This is a genomic window from Paenibacillus sp. FSL E2-0190, from assembly GCF_037992965.1.
Classification (GTDB): Bacteria; Bacillota; Bacilli; order Paenibacillales; family Paenibacillaceae; genus Paenibacillus_AQ; species Paenibacillus_AQ odorifer.
Genome location: NZ_CP150306.1, coordinates 4,675,301 through 4,697,120 on the forward strand (window position 1 = coordinate 4,675,301; position 21,820 = coordinate 4,697,120).

General features: G+C 46.4%; 16 protein-coding genes. 4 read left to right on the forward strand and 12 right to left on the reverse strand.

Going from position 1 to position 21,820, the window contains the following annotated elements; all coding sequences use genetic code 11:
- Positions 1 to 58: 58 nt before the first annotated feature.
- The 11 genes from NST25_RS20620 to leuC all read right to left on the reverse strand — a co-directional run bounded on the left by NST25_RS20620 (position 59) and on the right by leuC (position 16,201).
- Positions 59 to 523: a GNAT family N-acetyltransferase gene (locus tag NST25_RS20620; protein WP_232061416.1), complete on the reverse strand. Its 465-nt coding sequence runs from the start codon at positions 521 to 523 to the stop codon at positions 59 to 61.
- Entirely contained in the window at positions 513 to 1,703 is a 1,191-nt protein-coding gene (purT, locus tag NST25_RS20625) for a formate-dependent phosphoribosylglycinamide formyltransferase (protein ID WP_340394445.1), read from the reverse strand. The genes NST25_RS20620 and purT overlap by 11 nt, the downstream gene beginning before the upstream one ends.
- Before the next feature lie 149 nt (positions 1,704 to 1,852).
- Positions 1,853 to 5,539, reverse strand: a complete 3,687-nt coding sequence (locus NST25_RS20630) for a dynamin family protein (protein WP_340392394.1) — start codon at positions 5,537 to 5,539, stop codon at positions 1,853 to 1,855.
- A 344-nt stretch (positions 5,540 to 5,883) separates the two neighbouring features.
- Positions 5,884 to 6,150, reverse strand: coding sequence for a hypothetical protein (locus NST25_RS20635; RefSeq protein WP_036676334.1), 267 nt, complete (start codon positions 6,148 to 6,150; stop codon positions 5,884 to 5,886).
- A gap of 32 nt (positions 6,151 to 6,182) precedes the next feature.
- Entirely contained in the window at positions 6,183 to 6,863 is a 681-nt protein-coding gene (gene nth / locus NST25_RS20640) for an endonuclease III (RefSeq protein ID WP_036676333.1), read from the reverse strand.
- A gap of 313 nt (positions 6,864 to 7,176) precedes the next feature.
- The gene (locus NST25_RS20645) at positions 7,177 to 9,909 is read right to left on the reverse strand and encodes an S-layer homology domain-containing protein (protein ID WP_340392395.1); all 2,733 of its coding nucleotides are present in this window, start codon (positions 9,907 to 9,909) and stop codon (positions 7,177 to 7,179) included.
- Positions 9,910 to 9,996: 87 nt separating this feature from the next.
- Positions 9,997 to 10,656, reverse strand: a complete 660-nt coding sequence (locus NST25_RS20650) for a GerMN domain-containing protein (RefSeq protein ID WP_076281440.1) — start codon at positions 10,654 to 10,656, stop codon at positions 9,997 to 9,999.
- 116 nt (positions 10,657 to 10,772) lie between these two features.
- A complete protein-coding gene (locus NST25_RS20655; RefSeq protein ID WP_076127574.1) occupies positions 10,773 to 12,215 on the reverse strand; it encodes an N-acetylmuramoyl-L-alanine amidase family protein in 1,443 nt (480 codons plus the stop codon).
- A 150-nt stretch (positions 12,216 to 12,365) separates the two neighbouring features.
- Positions 12,366 to 13,958 carry an N-acetylmuramoyl-L-alanine amidase family protein gene (locus NST25_RS20660; protein WP_081391820.1) on the reverse strand — a complete coding sequence of 531 codons (1,593 nt, stop codon included), beginning with the start codon at positions 13,956 to 13,958 and terminating at the stop codon, positions 12,366 to 12,368.
- 186 nt (positions 13,959 to 14,144) lie between these two features.
- A complete protein-coding gene (gene leuD / locus NST25_RS20665) occupies positions 14,145 to 14,747 on the reverse strand; it encodes a 3-isopropylmalate dehydratase small subunit (RefSeq protein ID WP_076127570.1) in 603 nt (200 codons plus the stop codon).
- A 29-nt stretch (positions 14,748 to 14,776) separates the two neighbouring features.
- Positions 14,777 to 16,201 (reverse strand): 3-isopropylmalate dehydratase large subunit, encoded by a 1,425-nt coding sequence (gene leuC / locus NST25_RS20670; RefSeq protein WP_076127568.1) that lies wholly within the window; start codon positions 16,199 to 16,201, stop codon positions 14,777 to 14,779.
- A 669-nt stretch (positions 16,202 to 16,870) separates the two neighbouring features.
- Between leuC and NST25_RS20675 the strand changes: the two genes are divergently transcribed.
- Complete coding sequence (locus tag NST25_RS20675) at positions 16,871 to 17,782, forward strand: LysR family transcriptional regulator (RefSeq protein WP_076101451.1); 912 nt, start codon at positions 16,871 to 16,873, stop codon at positions 17,780 to 17,782.
- Positions 17,783 to 17,867: 85 nt separating this feature from the next.
- Here the strand turns inward: NST25_RS20675 and NST25_RS20680 are convergent, their stop codons facing one another.
- Positions 17,868 to 18,065: a hypothetical protein gene (locus NST25_RS20680; protein ID WP_076308386.1), complete on the reverse strand. Its 198-nt coding sequence runs from the start codon at positions 18,063 to 18,065 to the stop codon at positions 17,868 to 17,870.
- Between the two features lie 432 nt (positions 18,066 to 18,497).
- Here NST25_RS20680 and proB point away from each other — a divergent pair, with 432 nt between their 5' ends.
- The 3 genes from proB to proC are packed head-to-tail and all read left to right on the forward strand — an operon-like array spanning position 18,498 to position 21,804.
- On the forward strand, positions 18,498 to 19,601 hold the full coding sequence (gene proB / locus NST25_RS20685; RefSeq protein WP_076308387.1) for a glutamate 5-kinase: 1,104 nt from the start codon (positions 18,498 to 18,500) through the stop codon (positions 19,599 to 19,601).
- A gap of 36 nt (positions 19,602 to 19,637) precedes the next feature.
- Positions 19,638 to 20,885, forward strand: a complete 1,248-nt coding sequence (locus NST25_RS20690) for a glutamate-5-semialdehyde dehydrogenase (protein ID WP_340392397.1) — start codon at positions 19,638 to 19,640, stop codon at positions 20,883 to 20,885.
- A 49-nt stretch (positions 20,886 to 20,934) separates the two neighbouring features.
- On the forward strand, positions 20,935 to 21,804 hold the full coding sequence (proC, locus tag NST25_RS20695) for a pyrroline-5-carboxylate reductase (protein WP_076308388.1): 870 nt from the start codon (positions 20,935 to 20,937) through the stop codon (positions 21,802 to 21,804).
- The last annotated feature ends 16 nt before the right edge of the window (positions 21,805 to 21,820 follow it).

A 21,820-nucleotide genomic window follows, 5' to 3' on the forward strand; every position in this document is an offset into this window, starting at 1 on the left:
AGCAAAAAAAAACCATCCCGCCGTAGCTGGGATGGGGATGATCGGTAACCTATAAGTATTATAGCAACGCTTTGTTAAAGCGATAGCCTGCTGTCTTTTCGAAACCGATATGACGATAAAAAGCATGTGCCGGTGCGCGTTCTACGCGGTTGCCACTTCTAAGGAAAAGCTGACAGCAACCTTGCTCACGTGCCCATTCTTCTGCTGCGGCCACAAGTCTTTTACCGAGTCCGTTTCCTCTGAGTTCTTCTGATACGATAAGTGCAGTAATCTCAGTGATACAATCTGTCTGTTTGTAATACGAGCTTACCTGTCTAAGGCCGATCATACCCACAACTTCATTGTTCAGCTCTGCTACAAGTGTGCATTGGAGATTGCTGTTCTCCATGCTTTCCAGTCTCTCTTTCATCACGCTTAGCGTTGTTGGATAGCCGAATTCCCGCAGAAGCGCCGTAACTCTCTCCAGATCATTCAAGCCGCATTTGCGAATTTCCAGTACAGGTGCCATGGTACTACTGTTCATCCTCATATACCTCCACTTTTAGCATAGACGCCGCCTGCTTGGCTATCGTCCGCGCGATTTCCACATCTTTCGCCGCACTTAACGCTACTGCCATCCGCCGACCAGGACGAACTTCCGGTTTACCAAATACGCGAACCTGGGTCCTAGGCAGTTCCAAAGCTTCACCAATTCCGGTCACAGCAAAGGCTCGTCCTTCTCCATCAGCCTTCAGCGTAGCTGAGGCACCAGGTGTCAGCAATTGTACTGACTGGACAGGAAAACCAAGAATAGCTCTGACATGCACTGCAAATTGAGATAAATCCTGCGTCGCCATCGTGACCATCCCCGTATCATGGGGTCTAGGTGACACTTCACTGAACAATACGCCTCGATCTGTCAAAAAAAGTTCCACTCCAAAAATACCGAAACCTCCAAGCTGATCCGTTACTGCTTTTGCAATAGATTGCGCTTCTTCAAGCAGCTCTGGCTTCATAAAGTGAGGCTGCCAGGATTCCACGTAATCTCCATCCTTCTGAATATGTCCAATAGGTGGACAAAATACCGTACCAGACACAGATCGCACCGTCAAAAGAGTAATCTCGCTCTCAAAAGTAACAAAAGCCTCCACGATAACTCGTGTTCCTTTAGCTCTCGCTCCAACCAAAGCAGTGCTCCAGCAGTTTTCTGCATCCTCAGGGCTTTTGCATACGCTCTGACCCTTGCCAGAAGAACTCATAATCGGCTTAATGACACAAGGAGTGCCTAGCTCGGCTATAGCTTGTTGCAGCTCTTCCAGACTATCCGCAAAACGGTAATCAGCAGTTGGCAGTCCAAGGTCTTCAGCCGCAAGACGACGAATCCCTTCTCTGTCCATGGTCAGCCGAGCCGCCCGCGCCGTCGGAACAACGAAAAAGCCTTCTTCTTCAAGCTCTTGAAGAGCATGAGTGGCAATTGCCTCAATCTCCGGAACAATGACATCCGGTTTCTCAGAGCGAATCAGCGCTTTCAGCGCCTCTGCATCCAGCATATCAATTACATGTGAACGATGAGCTACACCCATCGCCGGTGCATCGGTATAACGGTCTACAGCTACGGTCTCTACGCCAAGGCGTTGAGCTTCAATTATGACTTCCTTACCCAGTTCCCCGCTGCCCAGCAGCAACAGCTTGCGGCTTTGAGCTGAAAAAGGAGCTCCCCACATTGTCGATTCCAACCTCTTTCGGCAAATTGACTGTCTCGTTTTTATGAATTTCAGAAAACGTAACAGTTTCATTGTATATTTTCAGGCTTCTTTATTTTCATCCATCATACGCCAGATTGCAAGTGTTCTTCGACATTTTCCTACAAACTTCACAGAACTTTGTCGACTTTATCAACGAAAGTTTGTTCTAGACGTGATAATTGGTGGCTTATTTGGCCCCAATGATCTGCAGTCTCACCCCCTTTAAGGAGATCTAACATCGCTTTCTCTTGCTCCGCAAGCCCTTCTTGCAGGCTTTCGGCAGCAGATTTTAATTCTCTGCTGATATTCTCGACGTAATGAGCGATTAATTTTTCCTTCTGCTCTGCCGCTGCAAGATTAACCGCTTCTTTCAAAAGCGACTCTGCCGCACCTTTGACCAACTCCCGCCCAGTTCCCTCAAAGAAATAACGCGGGGATTTGAAATGGCCCCATAAAGCGGACCACTGCACAGGCTGAAGCTGGCATTCCAGATCCTTAGGAGATGGCCAAGCCTGCTCCTCATTCTCCATAAGATGAAATTCCTCCGTGGAAAAGAGTAGCTCTGTAGCTGCCGCTTCAGCAGCTTCATGTACAAGCCTGCGTCCCGTGCTCTCTAGCCGCAGCGTTGTTGCCCATAGCTCTTGCTCAAGCTCGCGCTGAGTAGTACGCATTAGTTCGGCACCACAGGCAGAGAAAATGGCTTTTAAATTCCCTGCATCCTCACGCAGTAAGGAGGGATGAAAAGATTCCTGAAAATTTCTGTTGAAGGAGAAGCTAATCCGCTGGCACACATGATAGATCAGTTCTTCACTTTCATGAATAAGATCTCTGCTAGGACGTTCCTCAGTCTCCAAAAGAGATAACCGCTTCATGGCGAACTGCCGCCTTTCCTGCAGTTCTTTTAACCCGGCTTCACGCTCGTTCGCCGCCTTGGAAGCCAGATTCTGCCATTCCTCAGCCCGGCGCCGAACCGATGCGATGCTCTCAGCAGCTGCGTTAAGTGAAAGCTGTGGAAGCTCATCACCAGCAAAGCTGGATAATGCTTGCTCAAATTCATTGAAGCGGGAGGTTTCATAAAGATCGTGATTATGTTGAGTTTTAGCTTCTAGAGCAAGCAAGCTGGACAAAGCATAGATTCTCGGAGACCGCAAACCTCCGGCACGCAGATTTTGAACGACATGTGCTTTAACCTCATCTAGTTCTTCTTCGCTTGAAGCGAGATCGGAGGCATTAATAATAAAGAACATTTTATCGAGAGAAAAGCTATCTTTAATGCGGCCCAGCTGGGCCAAGAGGCCGCGATCCGCCTTCGAAAAGGCGTGGTTATAATAGGTCACAAAACAGATCGCATCCGCATTTTTCATGTAACTAAAGGTTACGCCAGTGTGGCGTGCATGCAGTGAATCTGCTCCTGGTGTATCTACGAGCACAATCCCGCTCTCCGTCAAAGGACAGGCATAATATAGGTCAATCCCTTGCACGAAGCAAGCCCGGGTCTCTTCCGCAACTAGGTTTCGATATTCATCCAAATCAACCGTCCGCACCGTTCCTAATAGCGGCTCAGCTTCAGCCCAACCGGATGCTGCGGCTCTTAGAAATCCTGCATGCGGCAGCGCAGAGGGGTGAATTCCCCGTGTTGGCAGGCTCGCAAGTACTGCTGTCCACGTATCCTGTTGCGGCTCTCCAAGCTGCAGCACGCTGAAGGAATGGCAGATGTCATCCCAGAAATCCGCCATGCTCTTCATCGTTACAACCGCGCTGGCATGGCGGAAGTCTCCTTCCGGCGCCAATATGCGGTTAACTGCGGCCGTGGCAGGGTGTGGCGACACGGGCAGCACTTCTTCGCCGAGCAAAGCGTTGGCGAAGGAAGATTTGCCTGCGCTGAACGCACCGAACAACGCAAGGGTGAAGCGGCCGCCGGCGAGATCCTCCGCCCGCGCGGCCAGACTGCGCGCCGCCGATGCCATCGCTGGCTCGCTGCGCAGCAGCTCTGCCGCAGCCGCCAGCGCGTCAGCGGCTGCCGAGAGCCGGCGGCGTCCGCCCGCCGGCGAAGCCGTTCCCGCCGCCCAGCTTGCGGCGGCGGCACTTCCAGCCGCGGCGCGTTCGCGCGGCTGGGTCGCCCGCGGTGCGGCGCTCTGCGCAGCCGCACGCGGGGTGACCCTCACCTCCGGCAGGATGCCGGGGGTGAGGGTCCGGCGCGGCGGCAGCAGCGCCGCTAGCTCGTGCGCGCGGGCGTCAGCCGCGCGGTCCAGGGCGGCTAGCGCGCGGGCAGCGCTCGCCTGCCGCGTAAGGGCCTGTTCGCGGCGCTGGAGTTCCGCGCGCTGCTCCTCGATAAGCGATGGCAGCTTCGCCAGCAGCTCATCGCCAACTAACAGCGCAGCGCGGCGGAATTGGCTCTTCAGATCTGCCGCAAGTGTGCGGCAGAAATTGAGCAGCGCCTCGCCGCTATTCCCCGTTCCCGGCTTAACTGCAGCCGCCAGCCATTCTTGGCTCACCGCCGGGAACCCTTGCTTCAGAGTCGTCTCTGCCTCCTCTGCCCACAGTCCGAGATTCTCCGCCCATTGACGTACCAGCTGAATCAGATGCCATTCCAGCTGAGCGGAAACCTCTCGGACCAGTAATCCTTGCCAGGCATCCAGTCGTTTGCCTTGTTCCTTCTCCCGCCGTCCGGCTGTAGAGAACAAACCTAAGCGGAAGCCTGGGCTGACACTCTCCACATAGCTCCCTGCCGCCTCTCTAACATCCGCAGGCATTAAGTTAGCATTATTGAGTAAGGCATCAAGATCACTTCGCAGGCTAGCTCGTGATTGCTGAGGCAGCTCCTCAAGCAGTGCCTTCTCTTCTTCCAGCGATTTCAGCTCTTCCATCACAACTGTAACCTCTGCACCCTCTAGCTCAGCTAAAAAAGTTTCCCGTTCCTCCTGCTGGTCTTCACGGAACGCGGTTAGCGAAGAATCTGCTGTATGATGAATGGAACGTGACAAGCTATATTGAAGCAATTGTTCCCTGTGCTCCAACAGCTCTGTTATAAGGTTCAGCAGATTATCCCAATGATTCAGTGGATGCTCTTTCATTTTGAGTGAGGTAAACAGAATCCCCGCACAATGAATCCCCCACTGCTCAAAAGCATTTTCAAGCTGGCGTTTATATTCTTCAATGGAAATTTCTTGTTCTCTGTGCTTGTCTATCTGATTAACAATAAGATAGAGCGGTTTGCCCCAGTCACTGAGATTTTTGGCAAAAGCCAAATTATTCTCTGACTGAACATGGTTATAATCCATAACATAAAAGACGACATCAGCTAAATGCAGCGCGGAACGAGTGGCTGCCTGGTGGCCATCATCCGTCGAATCCACGCCAGGCGTATCCAATAGAACACCATGCTTCCCTAGAAGAGGAATCTCATTCCAGACTTCAATCGCGGAATATTCTCCGCCATTTCGACAATATTCCTGTAATCTTTCTGGTGTTGTCTCTACAGGGGTAGATTCATTTTCACTTCCCTCAACCCTTGGATAGATAAGCACTCGTGGAGCCCCGCTACGAATAGAAACAATATTGGCACTAGTCGGCACAGGTCCGGAAGGCAACACTGAGCTGCCGCATAAAAGATTAATCATGCTGGATTTCCCTGCCGAGAAATGCCCACAAAAAGCAAGGGTCAGTTCATTCCCACCCTCTTTATTTTGTAAATCTTCATATATTCGTTCAGCACTCTCATCGCCCCAGTGGCGCATTAAATCTTTCAGCCGGGAAAGCTGCGATGCTGTTTCACTTAATGTTTCTCTCTGAGTTCTAACCTGTTCCGCTCCCACAGACATTCCACCTCCACAGTTACCTTCTAATCATGCACTGATCTTAATCCATTCATGAATACTGATTTAAGCTCTTTTTTATGCAAAACTTATATAGGTGCAATTTCTGAACTTTAGCGCGGAACATTTTTTATAAATAATAATTACAGTTTATCACCAGTTTGACACAAATTAAATACACACTACTTACAAAATAACCTATCATCTCCTACGAAATGATACCAAAAAAGAAGCGTGGTTGTCGTCCTGTAAAGCCAACAGTCGTTTCTCGTAGAAATATATGGATATTCAATAAAAAAAGGAGCCAGCCCCAAGGGCCGACTCCATTTCAGGTCACTTCTCAATTATGCAGTTTCCAAAACAGGCAACAGAATTTCAAAAACTTTTCCGTGCTGCAGAATAGTCAATCCACGAGATTTGTCTCTCATTACGACAACCTCTGGTTTTACAGACATACGCTCCAGATAGTGCTCAGGCACATCACCGGAATGACTGATCGTAATGCCCTCTACTTCTTGCTCTTCATTTTCTTCCAGCGGGCTTTCCACTACGCGGTCAAAAATATCCGAGAATACCTCAAAATTATCTGTGTATACAGAAATGCATTTCATCTCTATCCCATCCTCTTCTTCAACTCTAACTTTTAACTTTTTGGCGTATGATCTTTAGCTTTCCTGACGACAGCCGTTTTCATACGTTTTTTGCCCTCTCGACATACATCAAGGAGCGGACAAACCTGACATTTTGGATTCTGAGCCTTACAGTGATATCGTCCGAAAAAGATTAGCCGGTGATGCGTGAGCGTCCATTCATCACGTGGCACAGCCTTCATCAGCTTTTTCTCCACTTCCAGGACAGAATCTTTCCAGCCTGCCAATGCAAGTCGTTTAGCAACCCGCTCCACATGAGTGTCCACAGCAATGGCAGGAACTCCAAATGCGTTGGATACTACTACGTTAGCGGTTTTACGACCTACTCCTGGCAACGTTACAAGCAAGTCATGTGCCTCAGGCACTTCTCCGCCATACTGTTCTATGAGTATAGAGCACAGGCTTTGGATATGCTTAGCTTTGTTGCGATATAAGCCGATGCGCCGGATATCGCCCTCCAATTCCTCCAGCGGCACAGAAATATAATCGATGGGGGCTTTGTACTTTTGGAACAGGTCCTCGGTCACTTTGTTCACCGTTGCATCCGTACATTGGGCTGACAGCAGCACCGCTATTGTCAATTCAAAAGCGTTACTGTGATTCAGCTCGCAATGTGCATCCGGAAACAAATCTCCAATCGTATCCAAAATGTGGCGGACGTCTGCAGCTTTCATAGTGTCCCCTCCACGGAGCAAAAACGCTCAGAAAATTCTATCGAGCGTCTCACCTCAAATGTTAGAAATATAAGCAAAGTATGTATTATAACGTATGGATTCATACATTTCAACAGATACGATACTGGCATTATATTTCAAGTATTAACGCCTGGATTGTCCTAATAAGAACAGTAAGCGTTTAAGCGAGAAATATAAGACATACAGTATAGGAGCAATACTTATACTTTCTTATATTTCAAAAAAAACGTCTTGACGCAGGTAAAGCCCCCTGTGTCAAGACGGTGATTCACTCAGAAATCCACCATTGCAACTATTGTTTCACAATTTCAACCAAAATATCATTATTGAAATACATTATAATATTATCATTTTCTTTCAAAGATTGCACGGATAAAGTCGAATCTCCCTGATGAATATAAACATTAGCAGGAACAAAGAATTGATATTTATCGTTCAAATTAGGTCTCTTCGTCACCAATGAGTTTGTTGCACTCTCATAACGTGAGAATGTTCTACTGAGCTGAGACATAATACGAATCGTTGTAGATCCATCCGGATCCTTGCGAATCTCTACTCTGTCCCCTGCCGTCAAGTTGCTAAGAGCAGTCGTTGTCGAGCCGTCACGAATGATTTTGACTCCTCCACTTACCGCTAAGGTCTGTGCAGCTCCAGCATAATCCTTCACGACTACGCTATTCCCAGCGGCATCTACAGAACTTACCTGACCTGTTGTGAGCTTAACTGCTTGAATAGCCAGCGGTGAGCTACCATCAAAGGTCACATTAAGATAATCTCCCGCTTTTAAATCCGTTAGCTTAATGCTCTCACCAGCTTCATTGGTCAACGGGATTGCCAAAGTATTAATATCACTGGTTCCCCCATTCCATTTGATGCCCAAACGGTTGGTTCCAGAATTCACGGTTGCCGCTTCAACTTGCAGCACAGTCTTCACTTTCAATACCGCTATCAGATCCTGACCTGTAGTCAGTGAAGCCGTTACATTGCTTCCAATAGGAATATCACTTAGGGAAGGACTAGTCTTACCAAAGAGATCAACAAGTTGCGGATAAGGCATCGTTAAACTTTGTCCATCATTAAGCTTCAAAACAAGAGTTTTCGACGTAGAATTAACAGCTGTTAAAGTTCCTTCGTACTTTGTGACAATTTCCAAAGACAAAGCCCGCTGTCCTATTGCCTTCAGATTAACTTTGCGGTTCTCGATAAGTTTCGCACCCATATTAGTTAAGTTAGGCAATGCACCTTCATAAATCAGCTTTGTTTTCTCATCCAACTGAACCACATGGGCTTTTTTGCTGCTGTCCATAACTGTAAGGAGCTGTGTTTTGCTATTGTAATCCACAATTGTTGCTCCACTATACTGCTCAATTTGGCGGCTTAACACTTCAATTTTGGTGACTTGATCGCTGCTGTTTAAGGTAACCTGAATCTTGTCCCCACCTACTGCATCAGCAATAAGATCATCAGCTACTGCTCCACTCATGTTCGGAATAACAATCGTCGGTTTAGTGCCAAGCAGTTTAACCTCACGATTTCCGTCTGCTTTTTTGTAAACAACTGTGGAACTAGTCAGCTCGGTAAGTACCCCCTCAACTGTCCGTTCAACACCTTCCGTCACTTCTACAGTGCGGATCACATTATCTTGAATCGTATATTTCACCGCATTACCTGTCTTCAAATCTGCAGGTTTCAGCACTGATGCTTGGGAGCTGAATAATGAAGTTCCATCTTCCCATTTAAAAGTTTCTACTGTACCCGCGGTATTTTTGAAAGTAATGCTTTTGCCAGTAAGATCTACACTTTGAATGGTGCCTGTTGTTGTTTTGTTAATGACCCCTGAAGTCACCTGAACCTTCACTACTTTATGCGAACCACTGTACGTTTCACGTTGCAGTGAAACTACACTGTCTGTTACCAGCGAAGCAGGTTCAATTCCAGCTCCATTTACATCTACAAAGGAAGTAGTCTCATCGTAGTAGTATTCAGTGAACCCTGTTGGTGACTTTAACCAAAGCTTATTACCTGGAGCTACCATGGCGAAGTTTCCTGACAGAGTCTCTACTTGTTGTGTAGGGTCAGTCACTTCAACATAAGCCGCGTTATATGTCGCACCAATTACAGTAACCTTAGTGTAGGGTTGGACATCACTTAGATTGATTCTGCTTTCAGAGGCACTTGTGTAATAAGCAGTGCTTGCTCCCAGGGTATATGTAGAAGTCTTTCCGTTGTTATAGACGGATAGTTTCCCATCAGCTAATTGACTGATCGTTCCTGATACCGCGTTGTCGTATTCAACCGTATTGTGAGCTTCAGCACGACTGAAAAAAGTCGCCAATTGCGCACGTGTTACAGCACCTTGCGGATCAAAACGATTGCCATCAAGTCCGTTTGCTAGGCCTAAATCAACGGCAACGTTGATGTAACCACGTTTGTTGGCAGACACTTTGGTATCATCCGCAAAGCCTGTTGGCTCACTAGCGGCCCCTGCTGCATCTGCGCTTTTTCCAAGGGAGCGGATTAACAGCTCCGCAATCCATTCCCGGGATGCTTTACGCTCTCCCCAAGAAGTCTTCAGATTATCTGGAGCCATTTCGGTTGCTTTATCGAGTAATCCTTGTTGAAAAGCTAACACAACATAATCCTTGTAATAATTCGTAACTTTAAAATCGGTAGGCAACGCTACCGCAGAAGAAGCATCCACTTTATCCTGCAGCTTCATAAACCGCAGGGCCATAAGCACTGCTTCCTGCTGAGTTACAGAATCACCCGGACGGAACAATCCATTATTTCCAACCACAATTCCTTGTGAAGCGAGTTTATAAATATGTTTTTCAGCCCAGAAGCCTGTCTTTACATCGCTAAAAATCCCTACAGATTGTGTAGTGGTTGATGTCGGTGTAGTGGCAGCTGTGTCTGCAAACACTGCACTTGCACCACCAAAAACCATAACGCCAGCCATAACAGCCGACACTGCTTTATTAGAATAAGCCTTCAATGGACGTTTTGACCTTTTTTGCGCGGACAATAGATTATTCCCCTCTCTATGACTCAAATAAATAGTATGTTTAAAAATTCGTCAGCTAGATACCTAATTCCTTTGTTGCATAACCAATTAAGAATTATCTCTAGTCATAGGATGCAATAGATCCACATGGCCCATTAGACTTTCTACCTTTTCACCATCAACTAAAACTTCGATACTCTTTACTTCCGCAAATTGAAAATAAGTTTTGGCAAGTGAAGTAATGGCAAAGGATTCTCCACCCGCACCAAGCTGAGCTTCATCTGGTTTATGAATATCCATTACGATTTGACCCTCTACGAATTTTAATGATTTCAGTTCAATTTTCCCCCACAAAGGTACAAGATCTGTATTCTCACTACTTTGCAGTGCTTTGAACGTCTCTGTATATTTCTCAACATCGTCAGAGTAGTTAATCGTAGTCTTAGCAGGCACTAAATCCATAATTTGCGAATCAGTGTAATAAACTTCAATACTCTGGCTTTGCTTTTGTGTCTCATTTTCTACCGGCTTCGAAGATGGCTGAGTTTCTGCATTAGTATTATCTGCTGTCGGTTGCGGAGTGCTAGCCACTTCGGTTTCCTGATCATCAGATGGAGCTGGGGTACTTTCTCCCGCACCACTTACAACGTTTGTAGTATCTTGCTCCACTCCATTAGCAGGAGCTGCAGTAGGCTTATCTCCACAGCCAGCTATCACTAGTAGAAGTAGCGCAGCAACCCCAACCATAGTCCATTTTTGTTTAAACATTAATAAACGCCTCCTCTAGATGAATACGGGCAGACAGGTACCGCAAAACCACTTCTTGCCTTTTTATTGATAAAAGCAGAAAGCTGACTTTGCGGCGCTCGTCTGCCACTGGTCTGTTATTTTATACCCAAATATTCCTTGATCCCACTCACTATTGAAGCAGCAACTTTATTTTGTAATGCTTCCGTAAAGAGCAATGTCTCATCCTTCTTATTGCTAAGGTATCCTACTTCAAGTAGAACAGCAGGCATTTTCGTTTCACGAATGACATGGAAATTTCCGTATCGTACACCGCGATCACTAAGCCCTGTAGCCTCAACAAGATACTTATGCATTACTTTCGCTAAGGCCTTACTGGCTTCCCGCTGATAATACGTTTCTGTCCCGCTTGCCGCAGAAGATGCGGAACTGTTAGCATGTACAGAAATGAATAGATCTGCTTTTAAATTATTAGCCATAGCCGCTCTATCCTTGAGCTCCAAGAATGTATCGTCACTGCGTGTCAGTACGACATCGATATTACTTTCTTTTTTCAGCAATGCTGCTGTCTTAAGTACTATAGCTAAATTAAAATTCTTTTCGTATTTTCCTGTTACTCCTACTGCACCAGAATCTTTGGCTCCGTGCCCCGCATCCAGTACTACGAGCTTCTTGCCATCATTACCTGGCTGTGTTGAAGTATCATCCGTACTTTCTGCATTCAGGTCAATGATAACCAACTTAGAATCCGTCCCAGATACGCTGATGTTATAATTCTTAGGATAATTCAAATCAATTACAAAACGTACAGTATAAGGATTGGAGCTATAAAGCGAATACCGGACACCTGATACATCAGGATAATCCTTCACTTCCAGTTTACCATTCAGATCAGGATCAAGAACTTGTCCCGTACCAAACAGATCTGAGAAAGTGGCATTAGGAAAATCAATAACTAACCGATCCGGCCCTGTCATTACACTTACTTTTGGCTCGGAATTACCTTCCATCGCAATGCTTAAACGATTCTCACTAAAGCTCAAACCATTTATCATGGTTAAATTTTTAGTAGGATCTACCGGCGGAACAACAACTTCAGATCCACCATTTCCAGAGTTCCCATCAGAACTGCCGTTTTCATTTGAGGATCCTGGGGTAATAAGATACACGATCTTCTTCGCATTATCCCAAGTGACGGTGAGACCAAACTGCTCACTTATGAACCGTATAGGTACAAGTGTCGTATCACTCCGCAGGACAGGCGCAGTGGTAAGCTGTACTGTTTTGTCATCAACCGAAGCTGTCTTTTGATTAACAATAAGTTTGATGACCTTCCCTTGCTGTTCAATCGTCACCGTTTTGCTTTTTTGATCCCAGCCCACGGTATAACCAAGACTCTCGGAGATCAATCTCAACGGTACCATGATAGTATCATTCACATTTTCAACCGGTACTTTTTGCCCTGCAGTAATCTCTTTGCCGTCCAGATAAATCTTGCTATTCGCGGCAGCAGCATGTCCATGCTCAGGCAAAACCAACACAAAGAGCAACAATAACAACATCAAACTGAATTTCTTCATTCTTCACCTCTAAGAATCTAGTATTCGCCTGTGAATGGCGATCGTGGTGCCCCTGTCTCCGTCAACCTCAGACCTCTATTAGACGCTGGTAATCTATAAAGGTTGCGAATATATTCCATAAAAATTGAGAAATCTCACCAACCGCAAGTGTTAAAGCCCCAGATATTCCTTAATTCCGGCAACAATTTCTCTCGCTAATTTCTCTTGAAGCTGCTCACTATACATCGCCGATTCATTTCCTGAATTTGTAAGATATCCTACCTCTAGCAAGACTGCTGGCATTGTGGTTTCCCGTGTAACATGAAGGCTTTTCGTACGAATCCCGTTGTCTTTAAAACCAGTAGCGGCTAATAAATGCTTATGCATAATCTGAGCAAGAGGCAGACTATCACTGCGAGAATAATAGGTTTCACTGCCATTTATTTTATCTCTATTTGGATATCCAACCTCTAGCGAATTCGCGTGCACTGAAATAAAGAGATTCGCTTTAGCAGCCTCCGCAATTTTCACGCGATCCTGAAGCCCCAATGTAGCATCGTCAGTTCGAGTAAACACCACGTCAACTAATGCTTCCTGCGTTAACAGCGTTTGTACTTTGCGGATGACGGCCAGATTGAAGTCTTTTTCCAGCTTACCTGTGAGACTGACAGCACCTGATTGAGTTCCGCCATGACCCGCATCTAGAACTACAATTGGCTTACCTAACGTTCCATTAGCCCCTGTGGTGTTGCCTCCGCTGTTAGTTACATTCAAATCAATCGTAACCAGCCCGGTGCTTTCATCCGTACTAAGCTGGTACGGTTGATTTCCAACCGTTTGAATTACGAATCTGACAGTGGACGGACTCACACTGAACAGTGCATAACGGATCTCAGAAACGAGCGGGTAGCCGGCAACGTCCAGCTTCCCCTGTGGACCGCCAGTGGTGGTAACACCCGTAAGACTTCCAATGAAATTCGGATCGAACGCAGCACCCGGAAAATCTACGACGATTCGATCAGGGTTGCTCATTTTTGTAACGTTTGGCTTAGTAGCCCCCGACACAGCGATAATAAGTCGGTTCTCAGTGAATACTGCCCCGTTTACTAGAGGGCCTGTTGGAATTCCTGCTGTGCTTCCCGGTGCCGTAGTTGTTTGTGGAACTGGTGTCGGGCTGGGTGAAGTTACTACACTGCCAGCAGTTGTCCCGTTGTCACTTCCCGGCGTAGCACTTGGAGTTGGAGCAGGTGTATTAGTTGCTGTTGGATTGGTAGTATTCCCCTCAGGTGTCATTGCAGGATTGCTAACTTGTCCACCTGTCAAATAGACGGTTTTATCAACATTATCCCAGCCCACCTTTAAGCCGAACTGCTCGCTTACGAAACGAATTGGAACAAGTACTGTGCCGCCACTCTGCTTAGGAGCTGCATTTAAATCAAATGTCACCCCATCTGCATCAGCTGTTTTCCGTCCTACCGCCAGCTCAATGCTTTTACCATCCTGGTGAACGGTTACTTTCCGGGTCTGCTGCTCCCATAACACCTCGAATCCAAGATTCTCTACTACCACTCTGACCGGAATCATAACGCTACCATTTACATTTTCGAGTTTAATTCCTTTTGGCAAAGCAAGTTCCTGATTGTCCATAATAATTCTGCCTGTGCTGCTACCAGCTGCGGCAGCTTCTTGTCCGGTGGATGTTAAAAATAATAAAGGCAGTAACAAAAGCAGCAATACACGAAGCCCAGCTCTTCTCATTCTCATTTTCCGCTCCTTCTGCAAGTAATAGATCCTAGATAAGTATTTAGACGACAGAAATCACCAAATGTTTCCTTAATGACCAATGAATATATCGATTATAGCAAAAAAACTTCTATTTCCGACACCCGGAAATAGAAGTTTTGCGTATTTTTTGTAAAGTTTAAGAATCAGACCAGTTATATCCTCTTTTTAAGAGAATAGCTTTGCAGCATGACGCTCTTCATAAGCAGCAATTTCATCTGCATGTTGAAGGGTCAAACCGATATCATCCAAGCCTTGCAGCAGGAATTGACGACGGTGCTCATCCAGATCAAAGCTGATGCTCAGTCCGAATTCATCTTGTAAAGCATTGTTCTCAAGATCAACTGTCAGCTTGTAGTCCTCATGCTCAGCTGTCCGTTTGAACAATTCATCCACTTGCTCTTCCGAAAGCTTAATCGGCAGAATGCCGTTCTTAAAGCAGTTATTGTAGAAGATATCCGCATAAGAAGGTGCAATTACAACTCTGAACCCGTAATCCATAATCGCCCATGGTGCATGCTCCCGAGAGGATCCACAGCCAAAGTTAGCGCGTGAGATCAGAACAGAAGCCCCTTGATAACGTGGTTTATTCATTTCGAAGGCTGGATTATCGTTACCTTCTTCATCAAAACGCCATTCATAGAACAAAAACTGTCCAAATCCCGTCCGTTCAATCCGTTTCAAAAACTGTTTTGGAATAATCGCATCCGTATCTACATTTACCCGGTCAACTGGTGCAACAATTCCTGTTAATTTTTTAAAAGCATCCATAGTTTTATCCTCCCGTGTTCTCTCTAGTTCTATGAGCTGACGGCTTCCGTCTTATAATTCCAATCACGTACATCAGTGAAACGACCTTTGATCGCAGCTGCGGCTGCCATAGCTGGAGATACAAGATGTGTACGTCCTCCGCGTCCTTGGCGTCCTTCAAAGTTACGGTTCGAGGTAGATGCACAGCGTTGTCCAGGCTGCAGAACATCCGGGTTCATGGCCAAGCACATGCTGCATCCCGCTTCACGCCATTCAAAGCCAGCGTCAGTAAAGACTTTATCAAGTCCTTCTTTCTCAGCCTGCATCTTAACACGGCCCGAGCCTGGAACAACAATGGCAGTAACCTTTTCAGACACCTTATGACCTTTAGCTACCACTGCTGCAGCTCTCAAATCTTCGATCCGCCCGTTAGTGCAGGAACCGATAAATACATAATCAATCGGAATTTCGGAAATAGGTGTTCCAGGAGTCAAATCCATATATTCAAGCGCTTTTTCAGCAGCTTTACGTTCATTTTCAGTGGTGAAGTCCGCCGGATTCGGAACGCTGGAGTTGATGTCAGTTCCCATGCCCGGGCTAGTCCCCCAGGTCACTTGTGGAATCAATGTTTCCACATCAAATTCAACAACCGTATCGTACTGGGCGCCCTCGTCACTTACAAGACTCTTCCATGCTTCTACAGCAGCATCATAAGCTTCGCCTTGCGGTACGTATTGACGTCCACGCAGATAATTAAAAGTAGTTTCATCAGGGGCAATCAAGCCAGCTCTTGCTCCGCCTTCGATCGACATATTGCAGACAGTCATACGTTCTTCCATCGACAATTCACGAATAGCTTCGCCTGTATACTCAATTACATAACCTGTGGCAAAATCAGTACCGTATTTAGCAATAACACCCAGGATCATATCTTTTGCTGTTACGCCAGGGTTACGTTTGCCTGTAAAGCGTACTTCCATAGTCTTAGCTTTGGATTGCTGCAAACATTGGGTAGCCATTACATGTTCAACTTCACTAGTTCCGATACCGAATGCCAGCGCGCCGAATGCACCATGCGTGGAGGTATGGCTGTCGCCGCAAACGATAGTTTTTCCAGGATGTGTCAAGCCGATTTCAGGACCCATTACGTGTACAACGCCTTGATCAATATCGTTCAGATCGAACAGTCTTACACCAAAATCAGCACAGTTCTTAGAAAGGGTATCAATTTGTTGTTTGGAGATTGGATCTTTAATGTTAAAACGATCTTTAGTTGGTACGTTATGATCCATCGTTGCGAAAGTCAGCTCAGGACGGCGAACCTTCCGGTTGCTGAGGCGAAGCCCTTCAAAAGCCTGCGGAGAAGTAACTTCATGAACCAAATGCAGATCAATATAAATAATGCTAGGTTTGCCTTCCTCTTGATGAATAACGTGATTCTCCCAAATCTTTTCAAACATTGTCTTGTTGCTCATAATTTCACCTCATTAATAGAATCGTTCATTGGAAGAGAGCGTGGAGTCTCTCTTGAATGATCTAAATATAACACCCCTGTCTTTATAATTCCAAGATATGATATCTATAAAAGTGATAGTCTGAACCTATAAGCTGAGTTAGGGTGTGTTGAGGCGCAATATGTAGGTGCGATGCACAACCGGGATGTATAGGAGCGAGGCGCAAGCTTGATGTGTAAGAGCGATGCGCAAGCTTGATGTGTAGGAGCGTTGCGCAACCGGGATGTGTAGGAGCGTTTAGTTGTATTTTGTACAGCTATATTCCTGTGAATCATTCGTTAATGAATATAAGTGTATTTTGTGCAGCTATTTTCTTGAATTATCGCCCTATAGCTGGGAACTCTGGTTTTTAGTTGTATAGAATACACTTAAAACCAAAATCATCCCTTTTGCATACGAAATAGCTGCACAGAATGCAGTTATCTCATAGATACTCTCAAGATCCGGCGCAATAAATATATTGTGAGAGGATATCGGATACTTCGATCAGTGTAGTAGGGATAATTCTTGAAAACAGGCCCGGCAAATTCTGGGGAGCGAAGAAGTGAATGCTCCTTCGGGTTGCCTATACAAAACTATAATCCAATAGGATATACTTATAAGTAAATCATTTCCCTAAGGAGTCCATATATGGAACTGAGACAACTGCAGTATGTGCTGCAAATCGCAGCCGAAAAAAACTTTTCACGTGCAGCGGACAAGCTGCATATTGCCCAGCCCTCGCTCAGCCAGCAGCTTTCCAAACTGGAAAAAGAGCTCGGCGTAATGCTTTTTCAGCGTAATACCAGCTCAGTTGAGCTGACCTACGCAGGTTCTAAATTCGTTGAACAAGCCCAGATTATCATTGACGCAGTGGAGCTGCTGCGACAAGAGATGTCCGACATATCAGAACTGCGCACTGGACGTGTAGTTGTGGGCAGTATGCCGATTACAGGAGCACATCTTCTGCCGCATGTGCTTCCAGTTTTCAAACAAAATTATCCTGAGGTAGAAATTACGCTGCTAGAAGACTCGTCGATGAACCTAGAGAAGCTCACGGCAAGTGGTCAGACCGATTTAAGCCTGCTCTCCTTACCCCTCGAAATTCCTGCTCTAGCTTATGAAGAGCTTGGAGAGGAAAGAATTGATCTTGCCGTCCCTCCTGAACATCCGCTCGCTAAACGAATCTTAGATGGAACACGGACCTCACTTGAAGAGCTTAAGGACGAACCTTTCATCGTACTTAAGGAAGGCCAGGGCTTCCGCAAAATGACTGTGGAGCTGTGCCGGAAAGCCGGATTCGAGCCACGAATCGTTTTCGAGAGCAATAATATGGAAACCGTTCAATCCCTAGTGGCAACAGGTATGGGCGTGACTCTTGTTCCTCGTTTTATCGCTCGTGCACCGCGGAGTGAATTTGTTCCAGTCTACTTACCGCTCGCTGATCCGGTGCCTAGTCGTACGCTAGTTGTAGCATATCGACGCGGACGATATTTATCCAAGGCCGCAAAGGCTTTTGTAGAAACATTCAAATCAACCGTGTCTGAATTAACGGAAGAATAGAATATATACAAATAAAGTGCCCCAGTAACCATTCGCGTGGTTGCCGGGGCACTTTTTCAGGTAAACCTCTTTTAACAGTACTAGATTATTTACGCAAATTACGCTGTGTAATCAGGCGGTTCTGATCATCCGACACACGTGCTTTACTTGAATCAGCCAATCCCTTATCAATTGGAGCCCCGGTGTGCTCTTCCACAAATTCACGAGTCACACTATTCTGAAGCTCTGCTACTTCGTTTGAATCTTGATTCTGTCCCTGCTCGGCATTGTTGTCTTTAGTCAATTTAATCCACCTCCTGGTAACAGATTATAAGTTCTTTACCCCTTCTCTTTGAGGTTAAACATAATATATAGAGCTTTCTGCATGAAGAAATATATCCTACGTTTTCCCTTTGCAATGCAACCAGCTCCATGGTATTCTATTGAAAATAAGTGAAACGTGCAGACGGGACCAGTAAGAATGAGTCTAACCGCGCCTAGAGAGTAGATTCCGACAGGCTGAAAGAATTTACCGCGGTTTTCGTTCCGAATCCTACCCCCGAGCGGCCTGTGTCTAACAGGACGGATCCTCCCGTTATGAGAATGAAGTCGGATGATCCCTCATCAATGAAGGTGGTACCGCGGAAGTTTATAAGCTTTCGTCCTTTGCTAAGTCTAAGGATGGGGGCTTTTTGTTGTTTTCAGGACTTAATAAACGAAGAGGATGTGGATAGAAATGATGACGCGAATCGTGGTCAAAATAGGCAGCAGCTCGCTGACCGGACCCGAGGGCGGCTTGAATCGTGAAGCAGTCTCCTTTTTTGCCTCAGAGATTGCCGAGTTGAAGAAAAACGGCTGTGAGGTGTTGTTAGTAACCTCTGGTGCGGTAGCCGCCGGCTTCCGCAGTATCGGTTATCCAGCACGTCCGAAGCTGCTGCATGAGAAGCAGGCCGCTGCGGCTGTGGGTCAGGTACTGCTGATGCAGGCTTATCAGGAAGCTTTTGCCCAGCATGGAATTACTACCGCGCAAATATTGCTGACTCGCACCGATTTCTGCAGCCGCAGAGCCATGAATAACGCTATGATGACTGTAGAAGAGCTACTTCGCCAAGGAGCGGTGCCCGTATTTAACGAGAATGACACTGTCTCCGTAGATGAACTGAAATTTGGCGATAATGATACCCTCTCTGCGCTCGTAGCTAACCTGTTAAAAGCCTCTAGACTGCTTGTCTTAACCGACATGGATGGTTTATACAGTGGAGATCCCCGCAAGCATCCGGATGCTGTCCGTTATCAGTTCGTAGATGACATTACACCAGAGATATATGCTATTGCTGGTGGAGCTGGCTCTAGTGTTGGAACAGGCGGTATGCGATCCAAAATCGATGCGGCCAAAATTGCTACTCGGGGTGGTGTTCCTGTCTTTGTCGGAAGAGCCACCGAACCTGGTGATTTACAGCTTGCTGCAACGGGAGAAGGCAGGGGCACTTATTTTGCAACAAAGCTATCCTCTCTTCCCGTCAAAAAACAATGGCTAGGCTTTATGTCTACCCCTCTCGGCTCCCTATACGTGGACGAAGGGGCTGTAGAAGCTTTGCTACATGGCGGACACAGCCTGTTGCCTGTAGGCGTCAAACAGACAGAAGGTAGTTTTCACGCAGGAGATGTTGTAGAAGTCCTTGGACCCGACTCCAAATTGCTTGGACGTGGGATTGTAAATTACGATGATGCTCAGCTGCGCAGCATTCAAGGTCTGCCAAGCCGTGAAATTGTACCGAAGCTGGGAGAAGTACACCGGCTTGAGGTCATTCACCGTGACGAATGGATTACACTGAGATAAGCATTTTTTTCAATTCAAATATAGGGAGGAACCGTCATGAGTGAAGTTATTAATAAGAGTAAATTAGCCAAGGAGACAACAGGAGTTCTAGCAAGCTTAACAACTGGCCAGAAGAATGAAGCACTGCTGGGCATGGCCGATGCACTTCGCCGCGAAGCTCCCGCCATTATCACCGCCAATGCGGAGGATTTGGAACGAGGAAGACTTAATGGAACTCCGGAATCCATGCTCGACCGGCTGGCATTAGATGTTGACCGGATTAACAGCATTGCCGAAGGCTTGCAACAAATCGCTGTATTACCGGACCCTATCGGTGACACGCTAGAAAGCATTGAACGTCCTAACGGCCTCAACATCCAGAAGCTGCGTGTTCCGCTTGGTGTGATCGGCATCATCTACGAAGCACGTCCCAATGTGACTGTTGATGCTGCGGGTCTATGTCTTAAAACCGGCAACGCTGTTGTGCTGCGCGGTGGCTCCTCTGCCCTGTCCTCCAACCGTAAAATTGTCGAGGTTCTGCACAATGCTCTTGCTGAAACCTCAATGCCGCCTAACGCGCTTCAGCTGATTGAAGACCCAAATCGTTCTTCAGTAGATGAAATGCTAAAGCTGAACGGACTTTTAGATGTGATTATCCCGCGCGGAGGCAGCTCTCTTATTCAAAATGTAGTCCTTAACGCAACCGTTCCCGTAATTGAAACTGGAGCAGGCATCTGCCATACTTATCTCGACGCAACTGCCTTGCCAGAAATGGCACAGGACATTAGTTTAAATGCCAAAGCTCAGCGCCCTTCGGTATGTAACTCTATGGAAACACTACTCGTTCATCAGGATTACGCGAGCAAATATCTGTTATCCTTAGCCGAAGCATTCCGTGAGGTTCATGTAGAACTTCGTGGCTGTCAACAAACCATCTCTCATGTCCCATGGGTATTACCTGCAACCGTAGAAGACTATGCTACAGAATACAATGATTATATCCTTAATATTAGAATCGTCAGTGATATGGAAGAAGCTATGCAGCATATCGCCCAGTATGGCACGAAACATTCGGAATGTATCGTAACGGAAGATCAGGAGAACGCCACACGCTTTTTACAAGAAGTGGATGCTGCCGCTGTTTATCACAATGCCTCAACCCGCTTCACGGATGGCTTTGAATTTGGATTCGGTGCAGAGATTGGTATTAGTACCCAGAAACTCCACGCACGTGGCCCGATGGGTCTGCCTGCACTAACTTCAACCAAATATAAGATCTACGGAACGGGACAAATTCGGGGTTAGTATACACGTTTAAGTATTCTATCACACAACTTTTAGGAGGATTTTAGCCATGTGTCAGCAACCTTCAGTTCCACTCATGAATCATAATATTGTTTTTTATGGCGCAGGCTCCATGGCAGAAGCCATCGTTCGCGGGATGATTAGCCGCAATATCGTAAAGCCCGATAATGTCATCATGCTCAATCGCAGCAGCAGTGAACGTCTGGCAGAATTAAAAAGCCGTTATGGTGTAATAGGCACAAATGATCCCGAACAAAAAGTAGAATACTTACGGAACGCACCAGTAATAGTACTGGCAATGAAACCTAAAGATGCTGCCGAATCCTTACGCGGACTAGGCCCGCTTCTTTCTCCGGATCAAATCGTAGTTTCTGTCATTGCAGGTCTATCTATTCGAACCATTCAAGGTCTACTTGGCAAAGCACAGCCTATTGTTCGCACAATGCCTAACACCTCCAGTTCCATCGGTCTGGGTGCCACTGGTCTAGCCTTCTCCAAAGAAGTAGACGAAAGAGGCCGTCGCCTTGCTCTTAATATCTTTGAGGCTGTCGGGCTTACAACAGTCATTGATGAGGAACGTATGGAAACCTTGACCGGAATTTCAGGCAGCGGGCCTGCGTATATCTATTACATGATGGAAGCCATGATCGCCGCTGGTATCCGTGGTGGGCTACCACTTGATCAAAGCACCGAATTAACTGTTCAAACTGTGCTGGGAGCTGCCCGAATGGTACAACAGACGGGAGAAGAACCCGCAGCACTTCGTAAGAAGGTTACTTCCCCTAACGGATCAACACAAGCAGCTATAGAAGTGCTTGAACGAGGGGAATTCTTTGAAACTGTGATTGCTGCCGTTAACCGATGTGCCGAGCGCTCACGTGAAATGGGTGCTGCCCTAGAGAAAGAGCTTCGTTCTTAACCAAAAAAGATCGCAG